This is a genomic window from Variovorax brevis (assembly GCF_030317105.1).
Taxonomy (GTDB): Bacteria; Pseudomonadota; Gammaproteobacteria; order Burkholderiales; family Burkholderiaceae_C; genus Variovorax; species Variovorax brevis.
In genome coordinates, this window is sequence record NZ_JASZYG010000002.1 from 242,437 (window position 1) to 264,069 (window position 21,633).

Consider the following 21,633-nt stretch of genomic DNA (forward strand, 5'->3'; position numbering starts at 1 on the left):
CGAAGAGGCTGCGACAATCAGGCGGTGCCGGCACGGCCTGTCCGGCATGCGCCGCCTTTCACCTTCCTTGCCGTGTCCGCCCTCCTCACCGCCACCCCCACCACCGACCCGCTGGAGATCCTTCTCGAGGTCTTCGGCTACACCGCCTTTCGCGGCCCGCAGGAAGCCATCGTCGACCATGTGGTCGGCGGCGGCGATGCGCTGGTGCTCATGCCCACGGGCGGTGGCAAGTCGCTGTGCTACCAGGTTCCGGCCATTGCGCGCCAGCGCGCCGGCCATGGCGTGACCATCGTCGTCTCGCCGCTCATCGCGCTGATGCACGACCAGGTCGGCGCGCTGCACGAGGCGGGCGTCAACGCGGCCTTCCTGAACTCGACGCTGGACTGGGCGCAGACGCAGGACGTCGAGCGGCGCGTGGCGCGCGCCGAAATCACCCTGCTCTACGCGGCCCCCGAGCGCGTCACCACGCCGCGCTTCCTGGAGTTGATGGACGGCCTCGCGTCGCGCGGCAAGCTGAGCCTCTTTGCCATTGACGAAGCGCATTGCGTGAGCCAGTGGGGGCACGACTTCCGCCCCGAGTACCGGGCGCTCACAGTCTTGCACGAACGCTATGCCGGCGTGCCCCGCATCGCGCTCACCGCCACGGCCGATGCGCTCACGCGGGCGGACATCGTGGAGCGATTGCAGCTGGAGGAAGCGCGCCAGTTCGTCTCCAGCTTCGACCGCCCGAACATCCGCTACTCCATCGTCGAGAAGAAGGACGCGACGACGCAACTGTTGCGCTTCATCGAGCGCGAGCATGAGGGCGACGCCGGCGTCGTCTATTGCCAGTCGCGCAAGCGCGTGGAAGACGTGGCGCAGGCGCTGGTGGATGCGGGCATCAACGCCCTGCCCTACCACGCAGGGCTGGATGCGGCGGTGCGCCAGCGGAACCAGGACCGCTTCCTGCGTGAAGACGGCATCGTGGTCGTCGCGACCATCGCCTTCGGCATGGGCATCGACAAGCCCGACGTGCGCTTCGTCGCGCACCTGGACATGCCCAAGAACATCGAAGGCTACTACCAGGAAACCGGTCGCGGCGGGCGCGACGGCCTGCCTGCCGAGGCGTGGATGGCCTACGGCCTGCAGGACGTGGTGAACCAGCGCCGCATGATCGACGAAAGCCCTGCGGGTGAAGAGTTCAAGCAGGTGATGCGCGGCAAGCTCGACGCCCTGCTCGCGCTGGCCGAAGCGACCGATTGCCGGCGCGTGCGGCTGCTGGCTTACTTCGGCGAAACCTACGGAAGCACGCCGAGCGACGCCGGGCCGCCCCAAGGCGCGAGCGGCCCCCTCGGGGGGCAGCGCGGACACGCAGTGCCGAGCGTTGGGGCCACATGCGGGAACTGTGACAACTGCTTGACCCCGCCCCAGGTGTGGGATGGCACGGACGCCGCGCGAAAGCTCCTGTCGACCATTTACCGCGTGCAGCAGCAAAGCGGCATCAGTTTCGGCGCGGGCCACATCATGGACATCCTGCGCGGCAAGACGACCGAAAAGACCAAGCAGTTCGGCCACGAACGCATCAGCACCTTCGGCATCGGCGCGGAGTTCAGCGAACCGCAACTGCGCGGCGTGCTGCGCCAGTTGATCGCCACGGGTGCGCTCGCGGTGAACTCCGAAGCGTTCAACACGCTGCAACTCACGGACGGCTCGCGCGCCGTGCTCAAGGGCGAGGCCACGGTGATGCTGCGCGAATCGATTTCGCAACCTGCCGCCGGCAAGACCCGCCGCGAAAAGCGCTCGTCGACAAGCAAGTCATCGCCCGCCACCGCAACACTCGACGCCACCGGCCAGTCGCGCTACGACGCGCTCAAGGCCTGGCGCGGCGAAGTGGCCCGCGAGCACAACCTGCCGGCCTATGTCATCTTCCATGACGCCACGCTGGTGGCCATTGCGCAGCGCGCGCCCGCCACGCTGGAAGACCTGCAGGGCATCAGCGGCATTGGCGCGAAGAAACTCGAGGCCTACGGTGCAGACGTGCTGCGCGTTAGCAGCAGCGTCTAGCGGCAGCCTTTTGTCAGGCCCCTTCGCGCATCAGCGTTTGAAATCGATCACGCGGTTCTCGCGCACAGCCGGCCGGCGAAGGTAGGGCACCCGGCTGCCCACGTCGGGCTTCTGGCTGCCGGATGCGCCCTGGTTGATGCACTGCCCCGTCAGCGCCGTTTTGAGCAAAGCCTCCTGTGGGTCGCCCAGCGCATGGCTGAAATCGTCCGACACGGCACACGACGGCGCGAAGCCGTCGCCATAGTCGCCAAAGCCCACGTTGTTCACGCCCTGCATCTGGATCGCAAAGTAGGTGGTGCCGCAGTTGTCCTGCGGAAAGAAGGCATAGGGCTTGCCGCAGGTGCGATCGCCGATGAGGTTGACGTCGATGCCGACGCCGCGCAACGCGTTGATGACCGATTCGCTGGCCGAGCAGGTGTCGGGCCCGGTCAGCACCGTCACGCGCGACAGGCCCAGTTGCGGCAGCGGTTGACCGGCCGGCGCCGAGTACCCCACCGCAGTGGAATGAAAGGGAACCGTGCTTTGCCTTGTGGTGTAGCCGAAGGGGTTCTTGCTGTTGAACTGAAGGCGCTCGAAGGTGGTGCCTTGCGTGGCCTCAGGTGTCGCCACCATGTACGCCAGTTCGCTCGCAACGAGCAGCAGCCCACCGCCGTTGTAGCGCATGTCGAGCACCAGGTCGACGATGCCTGTGCGCGCGAAATCGGTGAAGGCCGCGATGAGTTGCGACTCGGACGACCCGGTGTGGTCGTTGAACTGCAAGTAGCCCACGCGGCCCCTGTCGGTGGGGATGACCTTGGCGTTTTGCACCGGCGTTTCGGTGATGTTGGCGGAGGTGAGCGTCACGCTGCGCGTGCTCCCGTCCAGCAGCTGGAAACTGAAGCTGTGAAACTCGCCCGCACTTGCCGGCGACAAGCCCGCGTTGATCGTATTGATGGTCGCGCTGCCGGCACCGTTGACGAGGTCCACGCCATCGACACCGATCAGCTTCATGCCGCGGCTGATGCCCGCGGCCGCCGCCGGGGATCCGGGCTCCATGTAGGCCACGCGCACGTCGCGCGGCGGCGAGGGGCTCACAAAGGCCAACTCCATGCCGTAGCCAACGGACTCGCCGTTGTCTGAAAGCGCCCGATACGCGGCCGTGTCGAAGGTGAAGTGAAAGCGGTCCTTGGGCCGGCCCGATGCGGTGCGTGCCGGCGTTTTCAGGTCATCGAAGTAGGCGACGGGCTTGGGGTAGGCGCTTGCCACCAGGTCGGTGGGCACTTCGTTGAACCACAGGTAGGTCTCGTCGATCCAGCTGCGCACCCAGCGCTTTTCGTCGTCGAGCGTGCCGGCGCGGTCGACATAGGGCTTTTGCGTGTCGGGGTCGATGCCCTGTCGCGGCACGGCGCAGATGCCCGCGAGCGCCGACGACAGGAGGCTGGACGACGTGGTGCCTCGCCCGTTCGAAGAAGATGAATTCTCCCCACCACCGCCTCCGCACGCCACCAGCAGCAGCGCCACGCCCAGGGTGGTGGCGCACAGTTTCATTCCACGCTTCATCGACGATGCTTTCCGATCATCGGGGGAGCGTAGCAGCGGGTTTCAGGCTTTCCGGGGTCCAAGCATCAATTATTGAAAGAAACCGATACCGCGGGATTCGCGCACTTCGGGCTTGATGCGGTGTTCGGCTTCGAGCTGATCCATGAACTCCGCAGCGGAGAACTCTGCAGCGAGGATGTCGGTTTGCCGCTTGACGGCAGCGAAGTCGCCCGGCGAGAGCTGGTCGAGCTTGGCCAGCCGCGCCTTGCATTCGCCCGTGAGCAGGGACGCATCGCCCGCCAACGCCTCCGTGACGAACATGCGCTCGCGCTGCACCGTGGTGAGCGGCATGAAGCGGATCTTGAAGGTGAAGCGCCGCAGCGCCGCCTGGTCGAGGCTGTCGAGCAGGTTCGTGGTGCACACGAAGATGCCGTTGAAATGCTCCATGCCCTGCAGCATCTCGTTGACCTCGGTGACCTCGTAGGTGCGCTGCGCGCCGCGGCGGTCTTGCAGGAAGCTGTCGGCTTCGTCGAGCAGCAACACCGCCTTTTCGGATTCGGCTTCGCGGAACATGCCCGCCATGTTCTGCTCCGTCTCGCCGACGTACTTGCTCATCAGGTCGCTCGCCTGCTTGACCAGCAAGGGCTGGCCGATGGCCTTGGCAATGTGTTCCGCCAGCGCGGTCTTGCCCGTTCCGGGCGGGCCATAGAAACACAGCGTGCCGTGCCCGCGCGCTTTCAGCGCAGCCACGATGCGCGAGATCTCGAAGCGCGACTCGACGTTGAGCATGTCCAGGTCATAGGTCGTCACCGCACGGCGCATGCCGCTGGTGGCGTCGAGCGTTCCCAGCGCGCGATCGGCATTGCGCAGCTGCCGCTCGATCAGGCTTTCGACGGAGGCCCCTTCGGTGCTGGCCAAGCCTGCAAAGCGCACCGCCGTGCGAATCTGCGCGGGCGTCAGGCCCTTGCGTTCGGCGAGCTTGCTGGCAAAGGCATCGGACACGGCCGCGCCCTCCAGCGTCTTGCGCACCAGTTGCTCTCGCGCGCCCGGTGGCGGCGACTTCAGTTCGAGGTGATAGGCAAAGCGACGCCGGAAGGCCGGGTCGATCTGCTCGATGCGGTTGGTGACCCACAGCGTGGGCACCGCGTTCGATTCCAGGATCTGGTTGACCCACGCCTTGCCGCTCACGCTGCCGCTGGTGGCCGATGGAATCTGCTCCGCGCGCGCCATGAACTGCGCCGCTTCGGTGCTGATGGGCGGAAACACGTCTTCCACTTCGTCGAAGAGCAGCGCCGCCTGCGCGCTGCCCTTGAGGAACACCTGCGCGATCTGCAGCGAGCGATAACGGTCGCGCCCGCTCAGCGAGTTGCCGTCGCGGTCGGCATATTCGACCTCGAAGAGCTCAAGGCCTGCGGCCTGCGCGACCACCTTGGCCAACTCGGTCTTGCCCGTGCCCGGCGGGCCGTACAGCAGCACGTTGACGCCGGGCTCCTTGCGTTGCACCGCCGCACGCAGCAGCGTGATGAGCATGCCCGCGTCGTCGCCCACAAAGGAAAAGTCCTCCACGCCGAGCGCCGTCTTGGACGACGGCCGGGTAAAGACCGCCATCAACTCGTTGTGGTCGCGGTATTCGCGCATGAGCACCGGCGGCAGCTTCTCGCTGACCTTCATGAGGTCCGCCAGGTCGGTGATGTTGTGTTCGGAAATCAGGTTCTCCACCAGCCCGATGCGCTCCAGCCGCGAGCCCGCCCGCAAGGCCTCGCCCACGTCGCTCGCGTTGACGCCCGCCACTTCGGCGATGGCCGCATAGGCTTCGGGCGCGTTGTTGACCTTGAACTCCACCAGCAGCGAACGCAGGTCGCGCTGGTAGCGCGCCAAGGTGCCATAGAGCAACAGCGCGCGCTCGGCCTTGTTGAGTTGCAGCAGGCCCGCCAGTGCGTCGATGTTCTTTTCGACCAGCGTCGATTGCTTGCGCAGCGCATTGGTGAGCCAGTCGCGCGTGACCGAGAGCACCGACAGCAGGTCCTTGGGCTGGTCCTTGGCGTACTCGTCCAGATAGAAAAAGAGCGTGCCCTCTTCATAGGGGCCGCGCCACATGCCGTGGCGCTCCAGCAGCGTGCGCGCGTCGTAGCCATCGACACCATTCCACGCCTCGTTTCCAAGGCAGCGTCGCGCCAGGAAGTCGCGCAGGCGGTGCAGCACAGGCGCGGGCCACACCAGATGGCGACCCGTGAGCGAAAGCAATCCGTTAAGGTCGCGACGGACGTTGAAACGCGGGCCCTGCTTGGCGGCCAACGTGAGAACGAAGTGGGAGCACATCAGTTCGAGTACCGGCGCTTCCCGGAGTCCGGGGGACGGTAGCGACTGGCCGCGTGAAGCGGATGTCAGCGTATCGACCCCGGCACGTTTGACCATTTGGACAACCTCCTTGCTTTGCCTTGTGGCGCGACCATAGCGCAGACTTTTGACTTCGGGAAGAGTTGGGTAGGGTATTAACCCTTAGTTTGCATTGCATCCACAATCCACCCATGGTTTCCATCGAAGACATTCGCCACGCGGCCGACCGACTGTCGGGCCAACTGCTTGAGACACCCTTTCTTGAATCACGCACGCTGTCGGAAATCGTCGGCGCGCAGGTCTTCCTCAAATTCGAGAACCTGCAGTTCACTGCGTCCTTCAAGGAACGCGGTGCATGCAACAAGCTGACCGACCTGGCCGCCCAAGGCGTTCACGGCGTGATCGCCATGTCGGCGGGCAATCATGCGCAGGGTGTGGCCTATCACGCAAGCCGTTTGGGACTGAAAGCCACCATCGTGATGCCGCGCTTCACCCCCGGCGTGAAGATCGAGCGCACGCGCGGCTTCGGTGCGGAGGTGGTGCTGCATGGCGACACCCTGGACGCCGCACGCGCGCACGCCTTCGAACTGGCGCAAAGCCGCGACCTGAGCTTTGTGCATCCCTACGACGACGACGCGATCATCGCGGGACAAGGCACGCTGGCGATCGAAATGCTCGACGCGGTGCCGGACCTCGACACGATGGTGGTCGCCATTGGCGGCGGCGGCCTGCTGGCCGGCATGGCGGTCGCTGCGCGTGCGATGCGGCCGGACATCGAGATCGTCGGCGTGCAGACCTCGCGCTTTCCGGCGATGTTCAACGCCATCAAGAACGCCCACCACGTGATGGGCAGCAGCACAATCGCCGAAGGCATCGCGGTCGCCTCGCCCGGCGAGTTGACGCGCGAAATCATCGCAAAGCTGGTCGATGACATCGTGCTGGTGGACGAAGGCGACATCGAGCAGGCGGTGCTAATGCTGCTGGAGATTGAAAAGACCCTGGTCGAAGGGGCAGGTGCCGCGGGGCTGGCGGCCCTGTTGCGCCATCCCGAGCGCTTTCGGGGCAAGCGCGTCGGGTTGGTGCTTTCAGGCGGCAACATCGATCCGCTGCTGCTCGGCGCGATCATCGAACGCGGCATGGTGCGGGCCGGCCGGCTGGCCCGCCTGCGCGTCAGCGCGCGGGACGTGCCGGGCATCCTGGCTCATATCACGGCGGTTGTAGCCGAAGCTGGCGCTAACATCGATGAAGTTCACCACCAGCGTGCGTTCACCGTTCTGGCGGCGCAAAACGTGGAAATCGAGCTTGTTTTGCAAACACGCGGGCGCCAACACCTCGCCGCGGTGATCAAGGCGCTGCGCGACGCAGGCTTTGAAACCGACGCGCAACCGTAAGATTGCCAACTATCTGCTCGTAGGCGTATTCCGTTCGCAAGACATGGTTGCCCCTGACAAGGAGGGGCAAGCCCACCCCCTAAAATGGTCTCAATTTCGCGAACCGAGGAAATCAAGAACATGTCCCAACCCACTCCCGTCCAGCCTGCCCACGCTGCCGCCGTCGAACAAGACGTCGTCGAGTCCATCGTTCCCTTGATGCCGCTGGTGCTGCCACTGGCGGGTGGCGTGCTGATGTTGCTGCTCGCGTCCATCGCCATTTACATGGCTTGAGTTTTCGCGCAAAAGCCGGCGTCCCGCGTGGGGGCGCCGGCTTTTGCGCCTCTCCACAGTCGAGAAAGACGCTTTCTCAAACGGACTTCGCCGATCCACGGCGCTTGAGGTTCGTTCGAAAAGACGATTTTCAACTTAGGAGTTTTTTCGATGAACGCACCCGTGAACATGGGTCTCGCCATCCAGGCGCCCTCGTATGTCAAGAACGCAAAGCTGATCGCCTGGGTGGCCGACATGGCCGCACTGTGCAAGCCGGAGCGCATCGAGTGGTGCGACGGCAGCCAGGAAGAATACGAGCGCCTGTGCCAGCTGCTGGTGGACGCGGGCACCTTCAAGAAGCTCAACCCGGTCAAGCGCCCCAACTCCTTCCTCGCCAATTCCGACCCGAGCGACGTGGCGCGCGTCGAAGACCGCACCTTCATCTGCTCCGAAAAGAAAGAAGACGCCGGCCCCACCAACAACTGGATGGCGCCCGACGAAATGCGCGCCACCCTGCACCCGTTGTTCGACGGCTGCATGGTCGGCCGTACGATGTACGTGGTGCCCTTCAGCATGGGCCCGCTGGGTTCGCCCATCGCGCACATCGGCATCGAGCTCTCCGACAGCCCCTATGTCGCCGTCAACATGAAGATCATGACGCGCATGGGCAAGGCCGTTTACGACGTGCTGGGTGCCGAGGGCGAATTCGTGCCCTGCATCCACACCGTGGGCGCGCCACTCGCCGCCGGCCAGAAGGACGTCGCTTGGCCGTGCAACAAGACCAAGTACATCGTCCACTACCCCGAAACGCGTGAAATCTGGAGCTACGGCTCGGGCTACGGCGGCAACGCGCTGCTGGGCAAGAAGTGCTTTGCGCTGCGCATCGCCTCGACCATGGGCCGCGACGAAGGCTGGCTGGCAGAACACATGCTCATCCTCGGCGTGACCTCGCCCGAGGGCAAGAAATACCACGTGGCGGCGGCCTTCCCCTCGGCTTGCGGCAAGACCAACTTCTCCATGCTGGTGCCGCCGGCTGGCTTCGAAGGCTGGAAGGTCACGACCATCGGCGACGACATCGCGTGGATCAAGCCGGGCAAGGACGGGCGCATGTACGCCATCAATCCGGAAGCCGGCTACTTCGGCGTGGCACCGGGCACCAACCTGCTGACCAATCCCAACTGCCTCAACAGCTTGGACCGTGACGTGATCTTCACCAACGTCGGCCTGACCGACGACGGCGACGTGTGGTGGGAAGGCATGGAGCAGGACGCACCCGGCAAGCAACTGCCCGCGCACCTGATCGACTGGCAAGGCAAGGACTGGACGCCCGCCATCGCCAAGGAAACCGGCGCCAAGGCCGCGCACCCGAACTCGCGTTTCACGGTAGCTGCCACGAACAACCCAGCGCTCGACCCGGCCTGGGACGACCCGGCTGGCGTGCCGATCGACGCCTTCATCTTCGGCGGCCGCCGCTCGACCACCGTGCCGCTCGTCACCGAAGGCCGCAACTGGGTCGAAGGCGTCTACATGGCCGCGACCATGGGCTCGGAAACCACCGCGGCCATCGTCGGCCAGGTGGGCGTGGTGCGCCGCGATCCCTTCGCCATGCTGGCCTTCATGGGCTACAACATGAGCGACTACTTCCAGCACTGGCTCGACTTGGGCAAGAAGCTCGAAGCGTCCGGCGCCAAGCCGCCGCGCATCTTCACCACCAACTGGTTCCGCAAGGGCGAAGACGGCAAGTTCGTCTGGCCCGGCTACGGCGAGAACATGCGCGTGCTCAAGTGGATGATCGACCGCCTCGAAGGCAAGGCCGAAGGCGTGGACCACATCTTCGGCGTGAGCCCGCGCTATGAAGAACTCAACTGGACCGGCCTGGACTTCAGCGCCGAGCAATTCAGCACCGTGACCAGCATCGACAAGGCAGCGTGGCAAGCTGAGCTGAAGCTGCACGAAGACCTGTTCACGCAGCTGGCGCACCACCTGCCGCAGGAACTGCCCAAGACCAAGGAAGCGATCGAGCGCCGCCTGGCAGCTTGAAGCGCCTTTCACCTGGACACAAAAAAAACCGCCCTCGGGCGGTTTTTTGTTGGGGCTGGTGACAGCGTCAGCCCGGGGCGCGACCTCAGAAGTAGTAGGCCATACGGGTGCGGCGGCTCGCTTCGTACAGGCTGGGCACTTCGTTGATCTTCGGGCGCTTCGGCAGGGGCGTGCCCTCCGGATGCGTCGCGGCAAATTCCTCTTCGTAGCGCGTCACAGCGGCTTGCAGTTCGTGCATGACGCGCGGGTCGAAGGCGGCGTAGGACATGAACTGGGCGTCGGCACGCTTTGCGGCGCGGCGGGCGGCGCCAGCCTTCCAGGCGGTGGCAGCACGGGCAGCCAAGCCGCGGGCGGTGTTGGCGAACAGGGCGATGGCGACCAGGCCGATGGCCCACAGTGCAGCCCAAGCCAGCAGCATGTCGCCTTCGTCCAGGTTGGACATCATGCGATCCGCCACCACCAGCACTGAGGCGAACATCGCCGCCAGCAGAACCGCCGCGAGGCCGCGCGAGCCATCGATATTGCCGCGCGCCTCGCGCAGTTGCCGGGCCACGGCCTGGAAGCGATCAACGCCCGGGTGACTGGTCGGTTGGTCGACGTGAACGAAGTTGGTCATGATTTTTTCCCCTCAGTTGGACAGATGGCCGAAGCCGATGGGGTAAATGTAGGGTAATCCCTAGCGTTATGGAAGTTTATCTTTGTGATGCTTATCATTCACCACGATGATGAACGTCAACTTTCGCACACTCGATCTGAACCTGCTGCGGGTTTTTGACGAGATCATGGCCGAGCGCAACCTCACGCGCGCCGCCCGCAACCTCTCGATCACCCAGCCGGCCGTAAGCAATGCCTTGCGCCGCTTGCGCGAGGTCTTGAACGACGAACTGGTGCGCCGGGCGGGCGCGGGCGTGGAGCCGACGCCACGGGCGCTCGCCTTGTGGCCCACCGTGCGCGAGGCGCTGCGCCAGTTGCAGCATTCGCTGGCGCCCAGCGAATTCGACGCGGTCTTCGCGCGGACGACCTTCGTGCTGGCCATGGCCGACGCGACGGCGGCCGAGCTGGTGCCGGGGTTGGTGGAAATCATCGAGAAGGAGGCGCCCGGCGTTTCGATCCGCGTCATTCCGCTCACCACGCGCGATCCGCGCCCCTTGCTCGAGGAAGAAGGGGCTGACATGGCGGTCGGCTATTTTCCGGCGTTGGTGGCCAACCTCGCGGCGCACGCCCAGACGGGCGAGGCGCTGCCTTTTGAATCGCAACGGCTCTATGTGAGCCAGTACATGTGCGTCATGCGGCACGGCCACCCGATGGCGGCCCAGCCCTTGACGCTCGACAACTACTGCGCCGCCCGCCACCTGCTGGTGAGCTTTTCGGGCCGTCCCTTCGGTTTCGTGGACCAGACGCTCAGCGCGCTGGGCCGCGAACGGCGCATCGTGACCACCGTCAACCAGTTCTTCACCGCCGGACGCGTGGTCGCCACCTCGGACCTGCTCACCGTGCTGCCGCGCCACTTCATCGGCGTCACGGGCATCAGCGATCGGTTGGTGCTGCGCGAATTGCCCTTCGAGCAGCCGCTCATGCACGTGGATGCCATCTGGCATCGGCGCGCGCAGTTCGGCCATGCGCACGAGTGGCTGCGCGACGCCCTGGTGCGCGCGGCCGACATGGCGTTTGCGCGCCAGGCCAGCACCCCGGCTGCCGCCGATTAGACTGGTCCGGATGAAGCTGCAACTGCTGTCCGACTTGCACCTCGAAGTGCACCCCAGGTTCGAGATCGCCCCCGTGCCGGGCGCCGACCTGCTGGTGCTCGCGGGCGACATCGGCTCCTACCAGGCCGGCTCGCGGCTGCAGGACACGCTCTTCGGCATGGAGCGCTTTTCACCGCGGCACGGCTGGCCGACACCCGTGATCTACGTGCCCGGCAACCACGAGTACGACAACGACGATTTCGACGCCGTCGATGCGCGGCTGCGTGAGGCCTGCGCGGCGCTCGACATCCTCTGGCTCGAACGTGAAACGCTGGTGATGGGCGGCGTGCGCTTCGTCGGCACCACGCTGTGGAGCGACTTCGACGCACTGGTCGAAGCGAGCGACAGCATGACAGAGGCGCTCAAGAAGCGCGGCAAGGCGATGCGCGCGGCCAACTTCTATCTTGAGAAGGCAGCGACCACGCGCAACGGCCTGCCCTTCATGGCGGAGGAACTGCGTGCGCAGGCCTTGCTGTGTCAGGACTGGCTGCGCGCCGCCTTGGCGCAGCCCTTCGACGGCCCGACGGTGGCCATCACGCATTTCGCACCCTCGCTGGCCAGCGCGGATCCGCGCTATGGACTCACGCCGGGCACTGCCGGGTTCTGCAATTCAGTGGACGAACTCCTGCCCCGAGCCGACCTCTGGCTGCACGGCCACCTGCACTGCGCCTTCGACTATGTGAAGGACGGCTGCCGCGTCATCGCCAACCCGCTGGGTTATCGAAGCAAGGGCGAGCAGGAAGGCTTTCGGCCGGCGTTGCTCATCGAAGTGCCGCCGCGGGCAGCGAAGGCAGCGGCCTCAGGCTGACGCCACCCCGGCGCGGCCGTTCTCGATGACGAAGGATGCCTGCCGCGACATCGCCGCGTCGCGTGTGGCGGGTGTGGCTGTCGCCCGGAACTCGCAGCTCAGGTGCTGGCGGCCAACATCCAGCAGGGCATAGCCCCGCTCATCACCGCGCGCATGCACGATGTCCGGGTTGTCGCGAAGCATGCGCTCCATCGTCTTCAGGCTGGCACCGTTCGAAGAGACCGAGCCGCCCACGATTTCACTCGCCACCACCGGTGAGGCGGCATCATTGGGCACCACGCGCAAGTCGCTCGCGACGAAGCGATGCACGTCGCCGCCCAGCGTCACGACGTTGCGAACGCCCGCATCGGCAATGCCCTGGAGCAGGCGCTCGCGAGCGACGGGATAGCCGTCCCATCCGTCGGTCCACGTCTGCCGTCCCTGCGGCGTATCAAGGGTGGTGGAGCTGACCTGCGTCGATTGGCCCAGCAGCTTCCACCGCCCATTGGACGCGGCGAGCCCTTGCGTCAGCCAGCGCTCCTGCGCGCTGCCGAGCATGGTGCGCGAAGCATCGCGCAGATCGGCGCAGCCGATCACGATGCGGCCATGGTCCATCTGCGGATCGGGGCAGGCGTGGTGGCTTCGGTACTGCCGGCAGTCGAGCGTCCAGAGGTCGGCCAGCCGGCCCCACGAGAGCTGGTCGTGGATGCGCATCGCGGCGTCCTGCGGCGGCACCCGCAGCGGCATGTGCTCGAAGTAGGCCTGGTACGCGGCAGCGCGGCGGCGAAGGAACTTCTCGGTTCCCAGCGGCGCCGGCTCGCGATCGGCGGTGTAGTCGTTGACGACTTCATGGTCGTCCCAGGTCAGCACCCAGGGATGCGCCGCATGCGCCGCCTGCAGGTCTGCATCGCGCTTGTAGAGGGCGTGCCGCGCACGGTATTCGTCCAGCGTTTGCGGCACGCCGCCGGTGTGGCGACGGTCGGCAAAGGCCGGGTTGCTGCCTTCGTAGACGTAGTCGCCGACGAAGAGCACGAGATCGAGGTCGCGTTGCGCGATCTCGCGGTGCGCTGCATAAAAGCCTTGCTCGTAGTGCTGGCACGAGGCCAGCGCGAGGCGAAGGCGCGGCACGTCCGCATCGGGCGCCGGCGCGGTGCGCGTGCGGCCCACGGGACTGGTCGCGTTGCCGCAGGTGAAGCGGTACCAGTACTCGCGCTGCGGCGCCAATCCAGTCGCGTGCACATGAACGCTGAAGGCACGACTCGCGTCCGTGACGGCCTCGCCTTGCGCGACGCGCCGACGCAAGGCTTCGTCCGCGAAGATCTCGTAGCGCACGGTGCATGCAGCGCGTGCGGAGCGCTCGGCTTCATCTTCCTGCAATGGCGCGAGCCGCGTCCACAGTACGACGCTGTCGGGCCGCGGTTGCCCGCTGGCCACGCCCAGCGTGAAAGGATCAGACGCCCATTTCAGATCAGCTTGCGCGCCAGCGGCACGCGGAAGCGCCCAGGCGCCCAGGGCGAGCCAGAGCGCGGCACGGTTCAATTCACGACGACCCGGATTCATGGTGGCGATTGTCGGTCCGTTGACGCCATTTCTTCGGCCACACTCATGCTCCATGAAAGTCATTGTTTTGGGCGCCGGCATCATCGGCGTCAGCACCGCGTGGCACTTGCTGGAACGCGGGCACGAAGTCACCGTCGTCGACCGGCAACCCGATGCCGCCATGGAAACCAGCTTCGCCAATGCGGGGCAAATTTCGGTGAGCTTTTGCGAACCGTGGGCCTACAAGGGCGCGCCGCTGCAGATCCTCAAGTGGATGTTCAGCAGCGATTCGCCGCTGCTGTTCAAGCCGAAGCTCGACTGGCAGCAGTGGGGCTGGGGGCTGCAGTTCCTGGGGCAATGCAATGACGCGGCCTTTGCGCGCAACGTGGCCCAGATCATCGCGCTGGGCGCCTACAGCCATGCGGCCTTGCGCGACGTGGTGACCGCCACGGGCATCGAATACCACCGGCTCGAGCGCGGCATCGCGCACTTCTTCACCCACCAGAAGTCCTTTGACGAAGCCGCGCATGCCGCTGCGCTGATGCACCGCCACGGCATCGAGCGGCGCGTGGTCAGCCGCGAAGAGTTGCTGGCCATCGAGCCGGCATTTCGCCCCTTTGGCGATCGCATCGTCGGCGGCACCTACACCGCGACCGACGAATCCGGCGACGCGCGCGTGTTCACGCAAGCGCTGGCACGCCGGTGCGCGCAACGTGGCGCGCGCCTGATGTTCGGGCGCAGCGTCCAGCGCATCCACGTCGCGGGCGGGCAGGTCGAATCGGTGTCGGTCGGCCCCGGCTCCAGCGCCAATTCCGCCAGCAACGACGTGCTCCTGAAAGCGGACGCGGTGATCGTGGCCTGCGGCTCCTACAGCGCGCCGCTGCTGCGCACGGTGGGCGTGGACTTGCCCATCTATCCCGGCAAGGGCTACAGCGCAACGCTTCCGCTGCTGCGCCCGGAGGCGGCGCCGATGATCAGCACCATCGACGACGAGGCGGCCTGCGCCGTGACGCGGCTGGGCAACTTCCTGCGCGTGGCGGGCACCATCGAACTCAACGGCTACGACCATTCCCTCACCACGCCACTGGCGCGCGCCCGATGCCGCATGCTGGTCGATCGCGTGGAAAAGGTGCTGCCCGGCGTCTGTGACACACGCACCGAAGACCAAGGCGGCAATCCGCAGTTCTGGACCGGACTTCGGCCCGCGACGCCCACCAACATCCCCTTCATCGGCCGCACGAAGATCGGCAAGCTGTGGGTGAATGCGGGACACGGCACGCTGGGCTGGACGCATGGCGCTGGCTCGGGAAAGGCGATGGCCGAACTGGTGAGCGGCGAGCGCGCGCCCATCGCGGGCTTTCGCTTCCACGGCATGGACTGAGAACGCCGCATGCTCAACGGTCTGTGGCTGGGATTCTTTGTGACGGCGGCCGTCGCAGCGCTGGCCCGATGGCTGGTCGGCGGCGATGCGGGCGTTTTTGCGGCGATGGTCGAAAGCCTCTTTGCCATGGCCAAGCTCGCCGTGGAAGTCATGGTGCTGCTCTTCGGCACGCTGACGCTGTGGCTGGGCTTCTTGCGCATTGCCGAGTCCGCCGGCCTGGTGGGTGCGCTGGCGCGCTGGCTGGGGCCGCTTTTCAGGCGGCTGATGCCGGAGGTTCCGCCGGGCCATCCGGCGCTGGGGCTCATCACGCTCAACTTTGCGGCCAACGCGCTGGGGCTGGACAACGCGGCCACGCCGATCGGCCTGAAGGCGATGCGCGAGTTGCAGACGCTCAACCCCAGCACCGTCAGTGCGAGCAATGCGCAGATCCTTTTCCTGGTGCTCAATGCGTCATCGCTGACCTTGCTGCCGGTCACGATCTTCATGTACCGGGCGCAGCAAGGCGCACCTGATCCGACGCTGGTGTTCCTGCCCATCCTCATCGCGACGACGGCGTCGACGCTGGTCGGCCTGGTCACGGTGGCCATTGCACAGCGGCTGCGTCTGTGGGATCCGGTCGTGCTGGCCTACCTGCTGCCGGGGGCGCTGGTGCTTGGCGGCTTCATGGCCTTTCTCACCACGCTCAGCGCGGGTGCGATCGCCGCCTTGTCCTCGCTCATGGGCAACCTCACGCTGTTCGGATTGATCGTGCTCTTTCTGCTGCTGGGCGCGTGGAAGCGCGTGGGCGTGTACGAGCGCTTCATCGAAGGCGCGAAGGAAGGCTTTGACGTCGCCAAGAACCTGCTGCCCTACCTGGTGGCGATGCTCTGCGCGATCGGCGTGCTGCGTGCGTCGGGTGCGCTGGACCTAGCGCTCGACGGCATCCGTTGGATGGTGGCGCTCACCGGATGGGACACGCGCTTTGTCGACGGCCTGCCTACCGCGCTGGTCAAGCCCTTCTCGGGCAGTGCGGCGCGGGCCATGCTGATCGAGACCATGAAGAGCCAGGGCGTGGACAGCTTTCCCGCGCTGGTGGCCGCGACCATCCAGGGCAGCACCGAGACGACCTTCTATGTGCTGGCGGTGTACTTCGGGGCCGTGGGCATCCAGCGCACGCGCCATGCGGTGACGTGTGCGCTGCTGGCCGAACTGGCGGGCGTGATTGCGGCCATCCTGGTCTGCTACTGGTTCTTCGGATGACCGGGCCCACCCCCGTTTCTTCGTGCAACTGAAAAAGGCCATCGTCGGCGATAGCGGCACAAGCGCGGCCGTTCGGCCAGAATAGGCGCCCCGCTTCGTTGCATTCGATGCCAGCCGGCCTTTTCCAGTGACTCCCCCCAAGCGGGCGCAAGCGCCCTCCTTCACCGCCGAAGAATTCCGCGATGCCCTCGGCATGTTTGCCACGGGCGTCACGATCGTGACGGCGCGCTCGGCGAATGGCGTGCTGGTGGGGCTCACCGCGAATTCATTCAACTCGGTGTCGATCGATCCGCCGCTGGTGCTGTGGAGCCTGTCGCGCGGTGCAGGCTCGATGCCGGCGATGCGCACCGGCTCGCACTACGCCATCAACATCCTCGCAGCCAACCAGAAGGATCTGGCCGAGCGCTTTGCGAAAAAGGATGTGGACCGCTGGGCCGACGTTCAGTTCAGCACCGGCATTGGCGGCGCGCCCGTGCTGGTTGGTGCGGCGGCGAGCTTCGAATGCTTCAACCGCAGCCGCTATGACGAAGGCGACCACGTGATCTTCGTGGGCGAGGTGGAGCGCTGCACACACCGCGCAGGCGCCGCGCCGCTGCTGTTTCACGGCGGCCGTTTCTACACAGAGCACCCGTTGTGAACGTGCGCTCTCGCCAATTTCCCCCTACATGATCGAACGCAAGAACCACCTCGACACCCTCGCCGTCTCGCTTCTCATTGCCTGCTGCGCGTTCTGGGGGCTGCAGCAGATCCTCATCAAGACCACCGTCGCCGAAGTGCCACCGATGTGGCAGGCGACGATCCGCATGATCGGTGCGGTCGTGCTGCTGTGGCTATGGTGCATGTGGCGAGGCGTCAAGCTGTTCGAACGCGACGGGACGCTGCCGGGTGGCCTGCTGGCGGGCGCGCTCTTTGCTGGCGAGTTCGTTTGCATCTACGTCGGCTTGCAGCACACCACGGCATCGCGGCTGACGGTGTTCCTGTACACATCGCCGTTCGTGGTGGCGCTGCTGCTTCCACGCTTCGTGCACTCGGAGCGCCTGCGGGGCGTGCAATGGGTCGGCCTGGCCATCGCGTTCATCGGCGTGGTGGTGGCGTTCAGCGAGAGCTTCGGCCACAGCTCGAAGGAGCGGCTCTACGGCGACGCGCTGGCCCTCGCCGCAGGCGTGTTGTGGGGCCTGACGACGCTGGCCATTCGAACGACCCGGCTGGGCACCGCGAGCGCCGAGAAGACGCTGTTCTATCAAATCGCCGTCACGGCAGCGCTGATGCCATTCGTGTCCGTGCTGCGGGGCGAACAGTGGCAGTTTTCCTATTCGGCCTATGCGTGGATGTCGATTGCGCTGCAGACGGTGATCGGTGCGTTTGCAAGCTACCTGGCGTGGATGTGGATGCTGCGGCACTATCCTGCGACGCGGATTTCATCCTTCACCTTCCTGACGCCGCTGTTCGCGCTGGTGTTTGGCGTGGCGCTGCTCAACGAGCCGCTGACCGCGCAACTGGTGCTGGCGCTGGCGGGCGTGGGCTTCGGGATCCTGCTGGTGAATCGTCGCGCCTGATGCGCCGGAGCACAGGCAGCGTCAGACGATGCCGCCCGTCCGCAGCGTCGCGATCTCCGTCGGGCTCAAGCCAAGATCTGCCAGCACTTCATCGGTGTGTTGACCCAAGGCCGGTGGCGCGCGGCGCAACACCGGCGGCGTCGCGCCCAGGCGCAGTGGACTAGCGACACCGGTGATGGCGGCAATGCCGTCGCCTGCATCGCGCGGGAGCGTGACGGCAAGGCCACGCGCCTTGACCTGTTCGTCATCGAAGGCCTGCGCAATGTCGTTGATGGGCCCGCATGGCACGGCCTTGTCTTCGAGCAATGCGATCCACTCCGCCGTCGTGCGCGTGCGCGTGACCGCTTCCATGTCGGGAACGAGCACTTCGCGATGCTTGACGCGCAAGGTGTTGGTCGCAAATCGCGGATCGCTGGCCCACTCCGGCCGGCCCGCCGCTTCGCAGAAGCGCGCGAACTGGCCGTTGTTGCCGATGGCCAGCAGCATGGCGCCGTCGCTCGTGTGGAAGTCCTGGTACGGCGCAAGGCTGGGGTGGCTGTTGCCCTGGCGTTGCGGCGCCTTGCCGGTGTTCAGGAAAGCGCTCGCCTGATTGGCGAGGATGGCCATGCCGACGTCGAGCAGCGCCATGTCGATGTGCTGCCCTTCGCCCGTGGCGTGCCGCACATTGAGCGCTGCCAGGATCGCGGTGCTGGCGTAGACGCCGGTGAAGAGATCGGTGAGCGCGACACCCACGCGCAAGGGTCCGCCGCCCGGCTCTTCGTCAGGCCGGCCGGTGATGCTCATCATGCCGCTGGTGGCCTGGATCATCAGGTCGTAGCCGGCGCGCGAGGCGTGCGGCCCGTCATGGCCGAAGCCCGTCACGCTGCAGTAGATGAGGCGCGGGTTGAGCGCACGCAGGCTCTCGTAGTCGAGGCCATATTGCGTGAGCCCGCCCGTCTTGAAGTTCTCCACCACGATGTCGCTCGCCGCGGCCATCTGCTTGAGCAAGGCCTGCCCCTTGGGCGTCGCCATGTCGATGGTGACGGAGCGCTTGTTGCGGTTGCAGGAGGTGAAGTAGGTCGACTGGTTGGTGTCGTGCCCGCCCGCGTCCTTCAGGAAGGGCGGCCCCCAGGTGCGCGTGTCGTCGCCAACACCCGGGCGTTCGATCTTGATGACGTCGGCGCCCAAGTCCGCCAGGATCTGCGTGCACCACGGCCCCGCAAGGACGCGGGACAGATCGAGCACCTTGATGCCGTCGAGCGCGGCCGGGGCGGCGGCGGCCATCAGTTGGCGAACGCTGCGATGCCGGTGATGGCGCGGCCGAGGATCAGCGCGTGGATGTCGTGCGTGCCTTCGTAGGTGTTGACGACTTCCAGGTTGACCAGGTGGCGCGCCACGCCGAACTCATCGCTGATGCCGTTGCCACCCATCATGTCGCGCGCCAGGCGCGCGATGTCCAGCGCCTTGCCGCAGTTGTTGCGCTTCACGATCGAGGTGATGTCGACCGAGGCAATGCCTTCGTCCTTCATGCGGCCCAGGCGCAGGCTGCCTTGCAGGCCCAGCGCAATGTCGGTCAGCATGTCGGCCAGCTTCTTCTGGATGAGCTGGTTCGCAGCGAGCGGGCGGCCGAACTGCTTGCGGTCGAGCACATATTGGCGGGCACGATGGAAGCAGTCTTCGGCCGCGCCGAGTGCGCCCCACGAGATGCCGTAGCGTGCGCTGTTCAGGCAAGTGAACGGGCCCTTCAGGCCTTGCACTTCAGGGAACGCGTTTTCTTCGGGGCAGAACACGCCATCCATGACGATCTCGCCGGTGATGCTGGCGCGCAGGCCGACCTTGCCGTGGATCGCGGGGGCCGACAGGCCCTTCATGCCCTTTTCGAGCACGAAGCCGCGGATCGGGCCGACGGTGCCGCTTTCGCTGACTTCCTTGGCCCACACGACGAACACGTCGGCGATCGGCGAGTTGCTGATCCACATCTTGTTGCCGCTGAGCGAGTAGCCGCCCGGCACCTTCTTGGCACGCGTGGCCATGCTGCCGGGGTCGGAACCGTGGTCGGGCTCGGTCAGGCCGAAGCAGCCGATCCATTCGCCGGTGGCGAGCTTCGGCAGGAACTTCTGCTTTTGCGCCTTGGTGCCGAATTCGTTGATCGGCACCATGACGAGCGAGCTCTGCACGCTGGCCATCGAGCGGTAGCCGGAGTCGACACGCTCGACTTCGCGGGCGATGAGGCCGTAGCTCACGTAGTTGAGGCCGGGGCCGCCGTACTCCTCGGGGATCGTCGGGCCGAGCAGGCCGAGAGCGCCCATCTCGCGAAAGATCGCCGGATCGGTTTCGCCGGAACGGAAAGCCTCGGTCACGCGCGGCAGCAGGCGCTCTTGGCAGTAGGCGTTGGCGGCGTCACGCACCATGCGCTCTTCGTCGGTGAGTTGCTGGTCGAGCATGAACGGGTCGTCCCAGTGGAAGTGCGCTTTGGTGGCCATGTGTTTGTCTCCGAAGGAAGGGGAAGGAATGGGGTGGATCGTACCGGCGCGGGGAGTGGGGTGCAAACGAGTAATCTGCACCCAGATGTGCGTTGAGCGCATATCATGCGGGCCTAGGTGATGCCTGCCGGGAGCTCGTCGTGGCGGGGTCTGTCGTATGGACGACATGGGCGAATGGTCAGGTTCGCAGGCCGTCCGAACAGGCTCAAACCCATGGGCGAGTCATACAGCTTTTTCATACATGCGCCGCAAGATTCCACCGCTTCAAACCCTGATCTGCTTCGATGCCGCCGCGCGCCACGAAAGCTACACGCGCGCGGCGCAGGAACTCGCGCTCACGCAGAGCGCGGTGTCGCGCCAGATCGGCGCGCTCGAATCCTTCTTGGGCGTCGCGCTCTTTCGACGGACGCGTCATGGCGTGGCGCTCACCGCGAGCGGAAGCGCCTACGCAAGGCAGATCGCGCTGCGCCTGCAGGCCGTGGAGCGCGACACGCTCGACGCGATGGCGCATCAAGGCACCGGCGGATCAATTGCACTGGCGGCGGTGCCCACCTTCGCCACGCGATGGCTGATTCCCCGCTTGCCGGACTTTGCGCGCCAGCATCCGGATGTGGTCGTGCACATCGAGACGCGCACGCGCCCCTTCCTGTTTGCCGACACCGATTTCGACGCGGCGCTGTACGCCGGCACGCGCGTGCAGGTCGACAACTGGGCTGGCACGCGAGCGGTCGAGCTGATGCGCGAAGACGTGGTTCCCGTTTGCAGCCCCAGCTTGCTGCCGGGCAAGCGACGGGCCGCGGGCATCACACCGCAGCAGGTTTCGCAACTCCCCTTGCTCCAGCAAAGCACGCGGCCCGAGGGATGGCGCCAATGGTTCGACGCGCAGGGTGTCGACGCGCCGCTGGCACGCTCGGGCCCACGGCACGAACTGTTCTCGATGCTCGCGAGCGCCGCCGCGCACGGGTTGGGCGTCGCGTTGATCCCGACGATGCTGGTGGCCGACGAACTGGCCCGCGGTGAACTCGTGGTGGCCTGCAACCGGCCGTTGCGCGGCGAGCGGGCGTATTTCTTCGTCACGCCGGAGCGCGCCGATGAGCGCGGCGTGGTGTCGATTTTCCGCGACTGGATGGTGGGGCAGTTGGCACCCCAAAGCGAAGACTGAGCTGTTCGCCAGCGCGCAGTTGCCGGGTTCGCGATTGCATTGCGACGCCCTGCTTGCGTTCAGTTCGCAAACCAGGAATTTACGGTTCATCACGTGCCGAACTGAGTCTTCTTGATCTGAAAGAAGTATTCCTGTCATTGCGGCGATCGGGAGAGGTAGAGGCGCAAGCACTGGATACGAT

Annotated in this window: 17 protein-coding genes; 11 read left to right on the plus strand and 6 right to left on the minus strand. The window is 65.9% G+C overall.

Translation table 11 applies throughout. The annotated features are described in order from the left end of the window. Nucleotides 1-72 precede the first annotated feature (72 nt). Nucleotides 73-2,043, plus strand: coding sequence for a RecQ family ATP-dependent DNA helicase (locus QTI66_RS05780; RefSeq protein ID WP_286558077.1), 1,971 nt, complete (start codon nt 73-75; stop codon nt 2,041-2,043). A 30-nt stretch (nt 2,044-2,073) separates the two neighbouring features. Here the strand turns inward: QTI66_RS05780 and QTI66_RS05785 are convergent, their stop codons facing one another. After that, complete coding sequence (locus QTI66_RS05785; RefSeq protein WP_286558078.1) at nt 2,074-3,570, minus strand: S41 family peptidase; 1,497 nt, start codon at nt 3,568-3,570, stop codon at nt 2,074-2,076. Nucleotides 3,571-3,651: 81 nt separating this feature from the next. After that, the gene (locus QTI66_RS05790; RefSeq protein ID WP_286558079.1) at nt 3,652-5,976 is read right to left on the minus strand and encodes an ATP-binding protein; all 2,325 of its coding nucleotides are present in this window, start codon (nt 5,974-5,976) and stop codon (nt 3,652-3,654) included. Nucleotides 5,977-6,089: 113 nt separating this feature from the next. Here QTI66_RS05790 and QTI66_RS05795 point away from each other — a divergent pair, with 113 nt between their 5' ends. From QTI66_RS05795 to QTI66_RS05805, 3 genes are all read left to right on the plus strand, one after another. After that, entirely contained in the window at nt 6,090-7,289 is a 1,200-nt protein-coding gene (locus QTI66_RS05795) for a threonine ammonia-lyase (RefSeq protein ID WP_286558080.1), read from the plus strand. Between the two features lie 120 nt (nt 7,290-7,409). Beyond that, nucleotides 7,410-7,562, plus strand: coding sequence for a hypothetical protein (locus QTI66_RS05800; protein WP_286558081.1), 153 nt, complete (start codon nt 7,410-7,412; stop codon nt 7,560-7,562). A 150-nt stretch (nt 7,563-7,712) separates the two neighbouring features. Continuing rightward, a complete protein-coding gene (locus tag QTI66_RS05805; RefSeq protein ID WP_286558083.1) occupies nt 7,713-9,581 on the plus strand; it encodes a phosphoenolpyruvate carboxykinase (GTP) in 1,869 nt (622 codons plus the stop codon). 85 nt (nt 9,582-9,666) lie between these two features. On the opposite strand, the gene QTI66_RS05810 is transcribed toward QTI66_RS05805, so the two are convergent. Then, nucleotides 9,667-10,197, minus strand: a complete 531-nt coding sequence (locus QTI66_RS05810) for a hypothetical protein (RefSeq protein WP_286558084.1) — start codon at nt 10,195-10,197, stop codon at nt 9,667-9,669. A 109-nt stretch (nt 10,198-10,306) separates the two neighbouring features. Here QTI66_RS05810 and QTI66_RS05815 point away from each other — a divergent pair, with 109 nt between their 5' ends. Continuing rightward, complete coding sequence (locus QTI66_RS05815) at nt 10,307-11,287, plus strand: LysR family transcriptional regulator (protein WP_286559019.1); 981 nt, start codon at nt 10,307-10,309, stop codon at nt 11,285-11,287. 10 nt (nt 11,288-11,297) lie between these two features. Continuing rightward, nucleotides 11,298-12,134: a metallophosphoesterase gene (locus QTI66_RS05820; RefSeq protein ID WP_286558085.1), complete on the plus strand. Its 837-nt coding sequence runs from the start codon at nt 11,298-11,300 to the stop codon at nt 12,132-12,134. On the opposite strand, the gene QTI66_RS05825 is transcribed toward QTI66_RS05820, so the two are convergent. Continuing rightward, complete coding sequence (locus tag QTI66_RS05825; RefSeq protein ID WP_286558087.1) at nt 12,126-13,673, minus strand: alkaline phosphatase D family protein; 1,548 nt, start codon at nt 13,671-13,673, stop codon at nt 12,126-12,128. The genes QTI66_RS05820 and QTI66_RS05825 overlap by 9 nt on opposite strands. A 52-nt stretch (nt 13,674-13,725) precedes the next feature. On the opposite strand from QTI66_RS05825, the gene QTI66_RS05830 reads away from it, so the two are divergent. From QTI66_RS05830 to QTI66_RS05845, 4 genes are all read left to right on the plus strand, one after another. After that, nucleotides 13,726-15,033, plus strand: coding sequence for a D-amino acid dehydrogenase (locus QTI66_RS05830; RefSeq protein WP_286558088.1), 1,308 nt, complete (start codon nt 13,726-13,728; stop codon nt 15,031-15,033). A 9-nt stretch (nt 15,034-15,042) separates the two neighbouring features. Next, nucleotides 15,043-16,272: a spore maturation protein gene (locus QTI66_RS05835; RefSeq protein WP_286558090.1), complete on the plus strand. Its 1,230-nt coding sequence runs from the start codon at nt 15,043-15,045 to the stop codon at nt 16,270-16,272. 193 nt (nt 16,273-16,465) lie between these two features. Next, nucleotides 16,466-16,909, plus strand: a complete 444-nt coding sequence (locus QTI66_RS05840) for a flavin reductase family protein (protein WP_444814967.1) — start codon at nt 16,466-16,468, stop codon at nt 16,907-16,909. A 28-nt stretch (nt 16,910-16,937) separates the two neighbouring features. Continuing rightward, on the plus strand, nt 16,938-17,828 hold the full coding sequence (locus QTI66_RS05845; RefSeq protein ID WP_286558093.1) for a DMT family transporter: 891 nt from the start codon (nt 16,938-16,940) through the stop codon (nt 17,826-17,828). Nucleotides 17,829-17,849: 21 nt separating this feature from the next. On the opposite strand, the gene QTI66_RS05850 is transcribed toward QTI66_RS05845, so the two are convergent. Both QTI66_RS05850 and QTI66_RS05855 read right to left on the minus strand, forming a co-directional pair. After that, nucleotides 17,850-19,091 (minus strand): CaiB/BaiF CoA transferase family protein, encoded by a 1,242-nt coding sequence (locus QTI66_RS05850; protein ID WP_286558095.1) that lies wholly within the window; start codon nt 19,089-19,091, stop codon nt 17,850-17,852. After that, nucleotides 19,091-20,290 (minus strand): acyl-CoA dehydrogenase, encoded by a 1,200-nt coding sequence (locus QTI66_RS05855; RefSeq protein ID WP_286558097.1) that lies wholly within the window; start codon nt 20,288-20,290, stop codon nt 19,091-19,093. Before QTI66_RS05855 ends, QTI66_RS05850 begins: the two co-directional genes overlap by 1 nt. A 241-nt stretch (nt 20,291-20,531) precedes the next feature. On the opposite strand from QTI66_RS05855, the gene QTI66_RS05860 reads away from it, so the two are divergent. After that, nucleotides 20,532-21,452 (plus strand): LysR substrate-binding domain-containing protein, encoded by a 921-nt coding sequence (locus QTI66_RS05860; protein ID WP_286558099.1) that lies wholly within the window; start codon nt 20,532-20,534, stop codon nt 21,450-21,452. Nucleotides 21,453-21,633: the final 181 nt, after the last annotated feature.

What these genes read in the sequence shown, in the direction of transcription:
- QTI66_RS05845 (WP_286558093.1), top strand. Translation starts at nt 16,938, where the DNA reads ATGATCGAACGCAAGAACCACCTCGACACCCTCGCCGTCTCGCTTCTC.
- QTI66_RS05800 (WP_286558081.1), top strand. Translation starts at nt 7,410, where the DNA reads ATGTCCCAACCCACTCCCGTCCAGCCTGCCCACGCTGCCGCCGTCGAA.
- QTI66_RS05785 (WP_286558078.1), bottom strand. Translation starts at nt 3,570, where the DNA reads ATGAAACTGTGCGCCACCACCCTGGGCGTGGCGCTGCTGCTGGTGGCG.
- QTI66_RS05855 (WP_286558097.1), bottom strand. Translation starts at nt 20,290, where the DNA reads ATGGCCACCAAAGCGCACTTCCACTGGGACGACCCGTTCATGCTCGAC.
- QTI66_RS05805 (WP_286558083.1), top strand. Translation starts at nt 7,713, where the DNA reads ATGAACGCACCCGTGAACATGGGTCTCGCCATCCAGGCGCCCTCGTAT.
- QTI66_RS05825 (WP_286558087.1), bottom strand. Translation starts at nt 13,673, where the DNA reads ATGAATCCGGGTCGTCGTGAATTGAACCGTGCCGCGCTCTGGCTCGCC.
- QTI66_RS05790 (WP_286558079.1), bottom strand. Translation starts at nt 5,976, where the DNA reads ATGGTCAAACGTGCCGGGGTCGATACGCTGACATCCGCTTCACGCGGC.
- QTI66_RS05840 (WP_444814967.1), top strand. Translation starts at nt 16,466, where the DNA reads ATGTTTGCCACGGGCGTCACGATCGTGACGGCGCGCTCGGCGAATGGC.
- QTI66_RS05820 (WP_286558085.1), top strand. Translation starts at nt 11,298, where the DNA reads ATGAAGCTGCAACTGCTGTCCGACTTGCACCTCGAAGTGCACCCCAGG.
- QTI66_RS05835 (WP_286558090.1), top strand. Translation starts at nt 15,043, where the DNA reads ATGCTCAACGGTCTGTGGCTGGGATTCTTTGTGACGGCGGCCGTCGCA.
- QTI66_RS05830 (WP_286558088.1), top strand. Translation starts at nt 13,726, where the DNA reads ATGAAAGTCATTGTTTTGGGCGCCGGCATCATCGGCGTCAGCACCGCG.
- QTI66_RS05815 (WP_286559019.1), top strand. Translation starts at nt 10,307, where the DNA reads ATGAACGTCAACTTTCGCACACTCGATCTGAACCTGCTGCGGGTTTTT.
- QTI66_RS05860 (WP_286558099.1), top strand. Translation starts at nt 20,532, where the DNA reads ATGCGCCGCAAGATTCCACCGCTTCAAACCCTGATCTGCTTCGATGCC.
- QTI66_RS05810 (WP_286558084.1), bottom strand. Translation starts at nt 10,197, where the DNA reads ATGACCAACTTCGTTCACGTCGACCAACCGACCAGTCACCCGGGCGTT.
- QTI66_RS05850 (WP_286558095.1), bottom strand. Translation starts at nt 19,091, where the DNA reads ATGGCCGCCGCCGCCCCGGCCGCGCTCGACGGCATCAAGGTGCTCGAT.
- QTI66_RS05795 (WP_286558080.1), top strand. Translation starts at nt 6,090, where the DNA reads ATGGTTTCCATCGAAGACATTCGCCACGCGGCCGACCGACTGTCGGGC.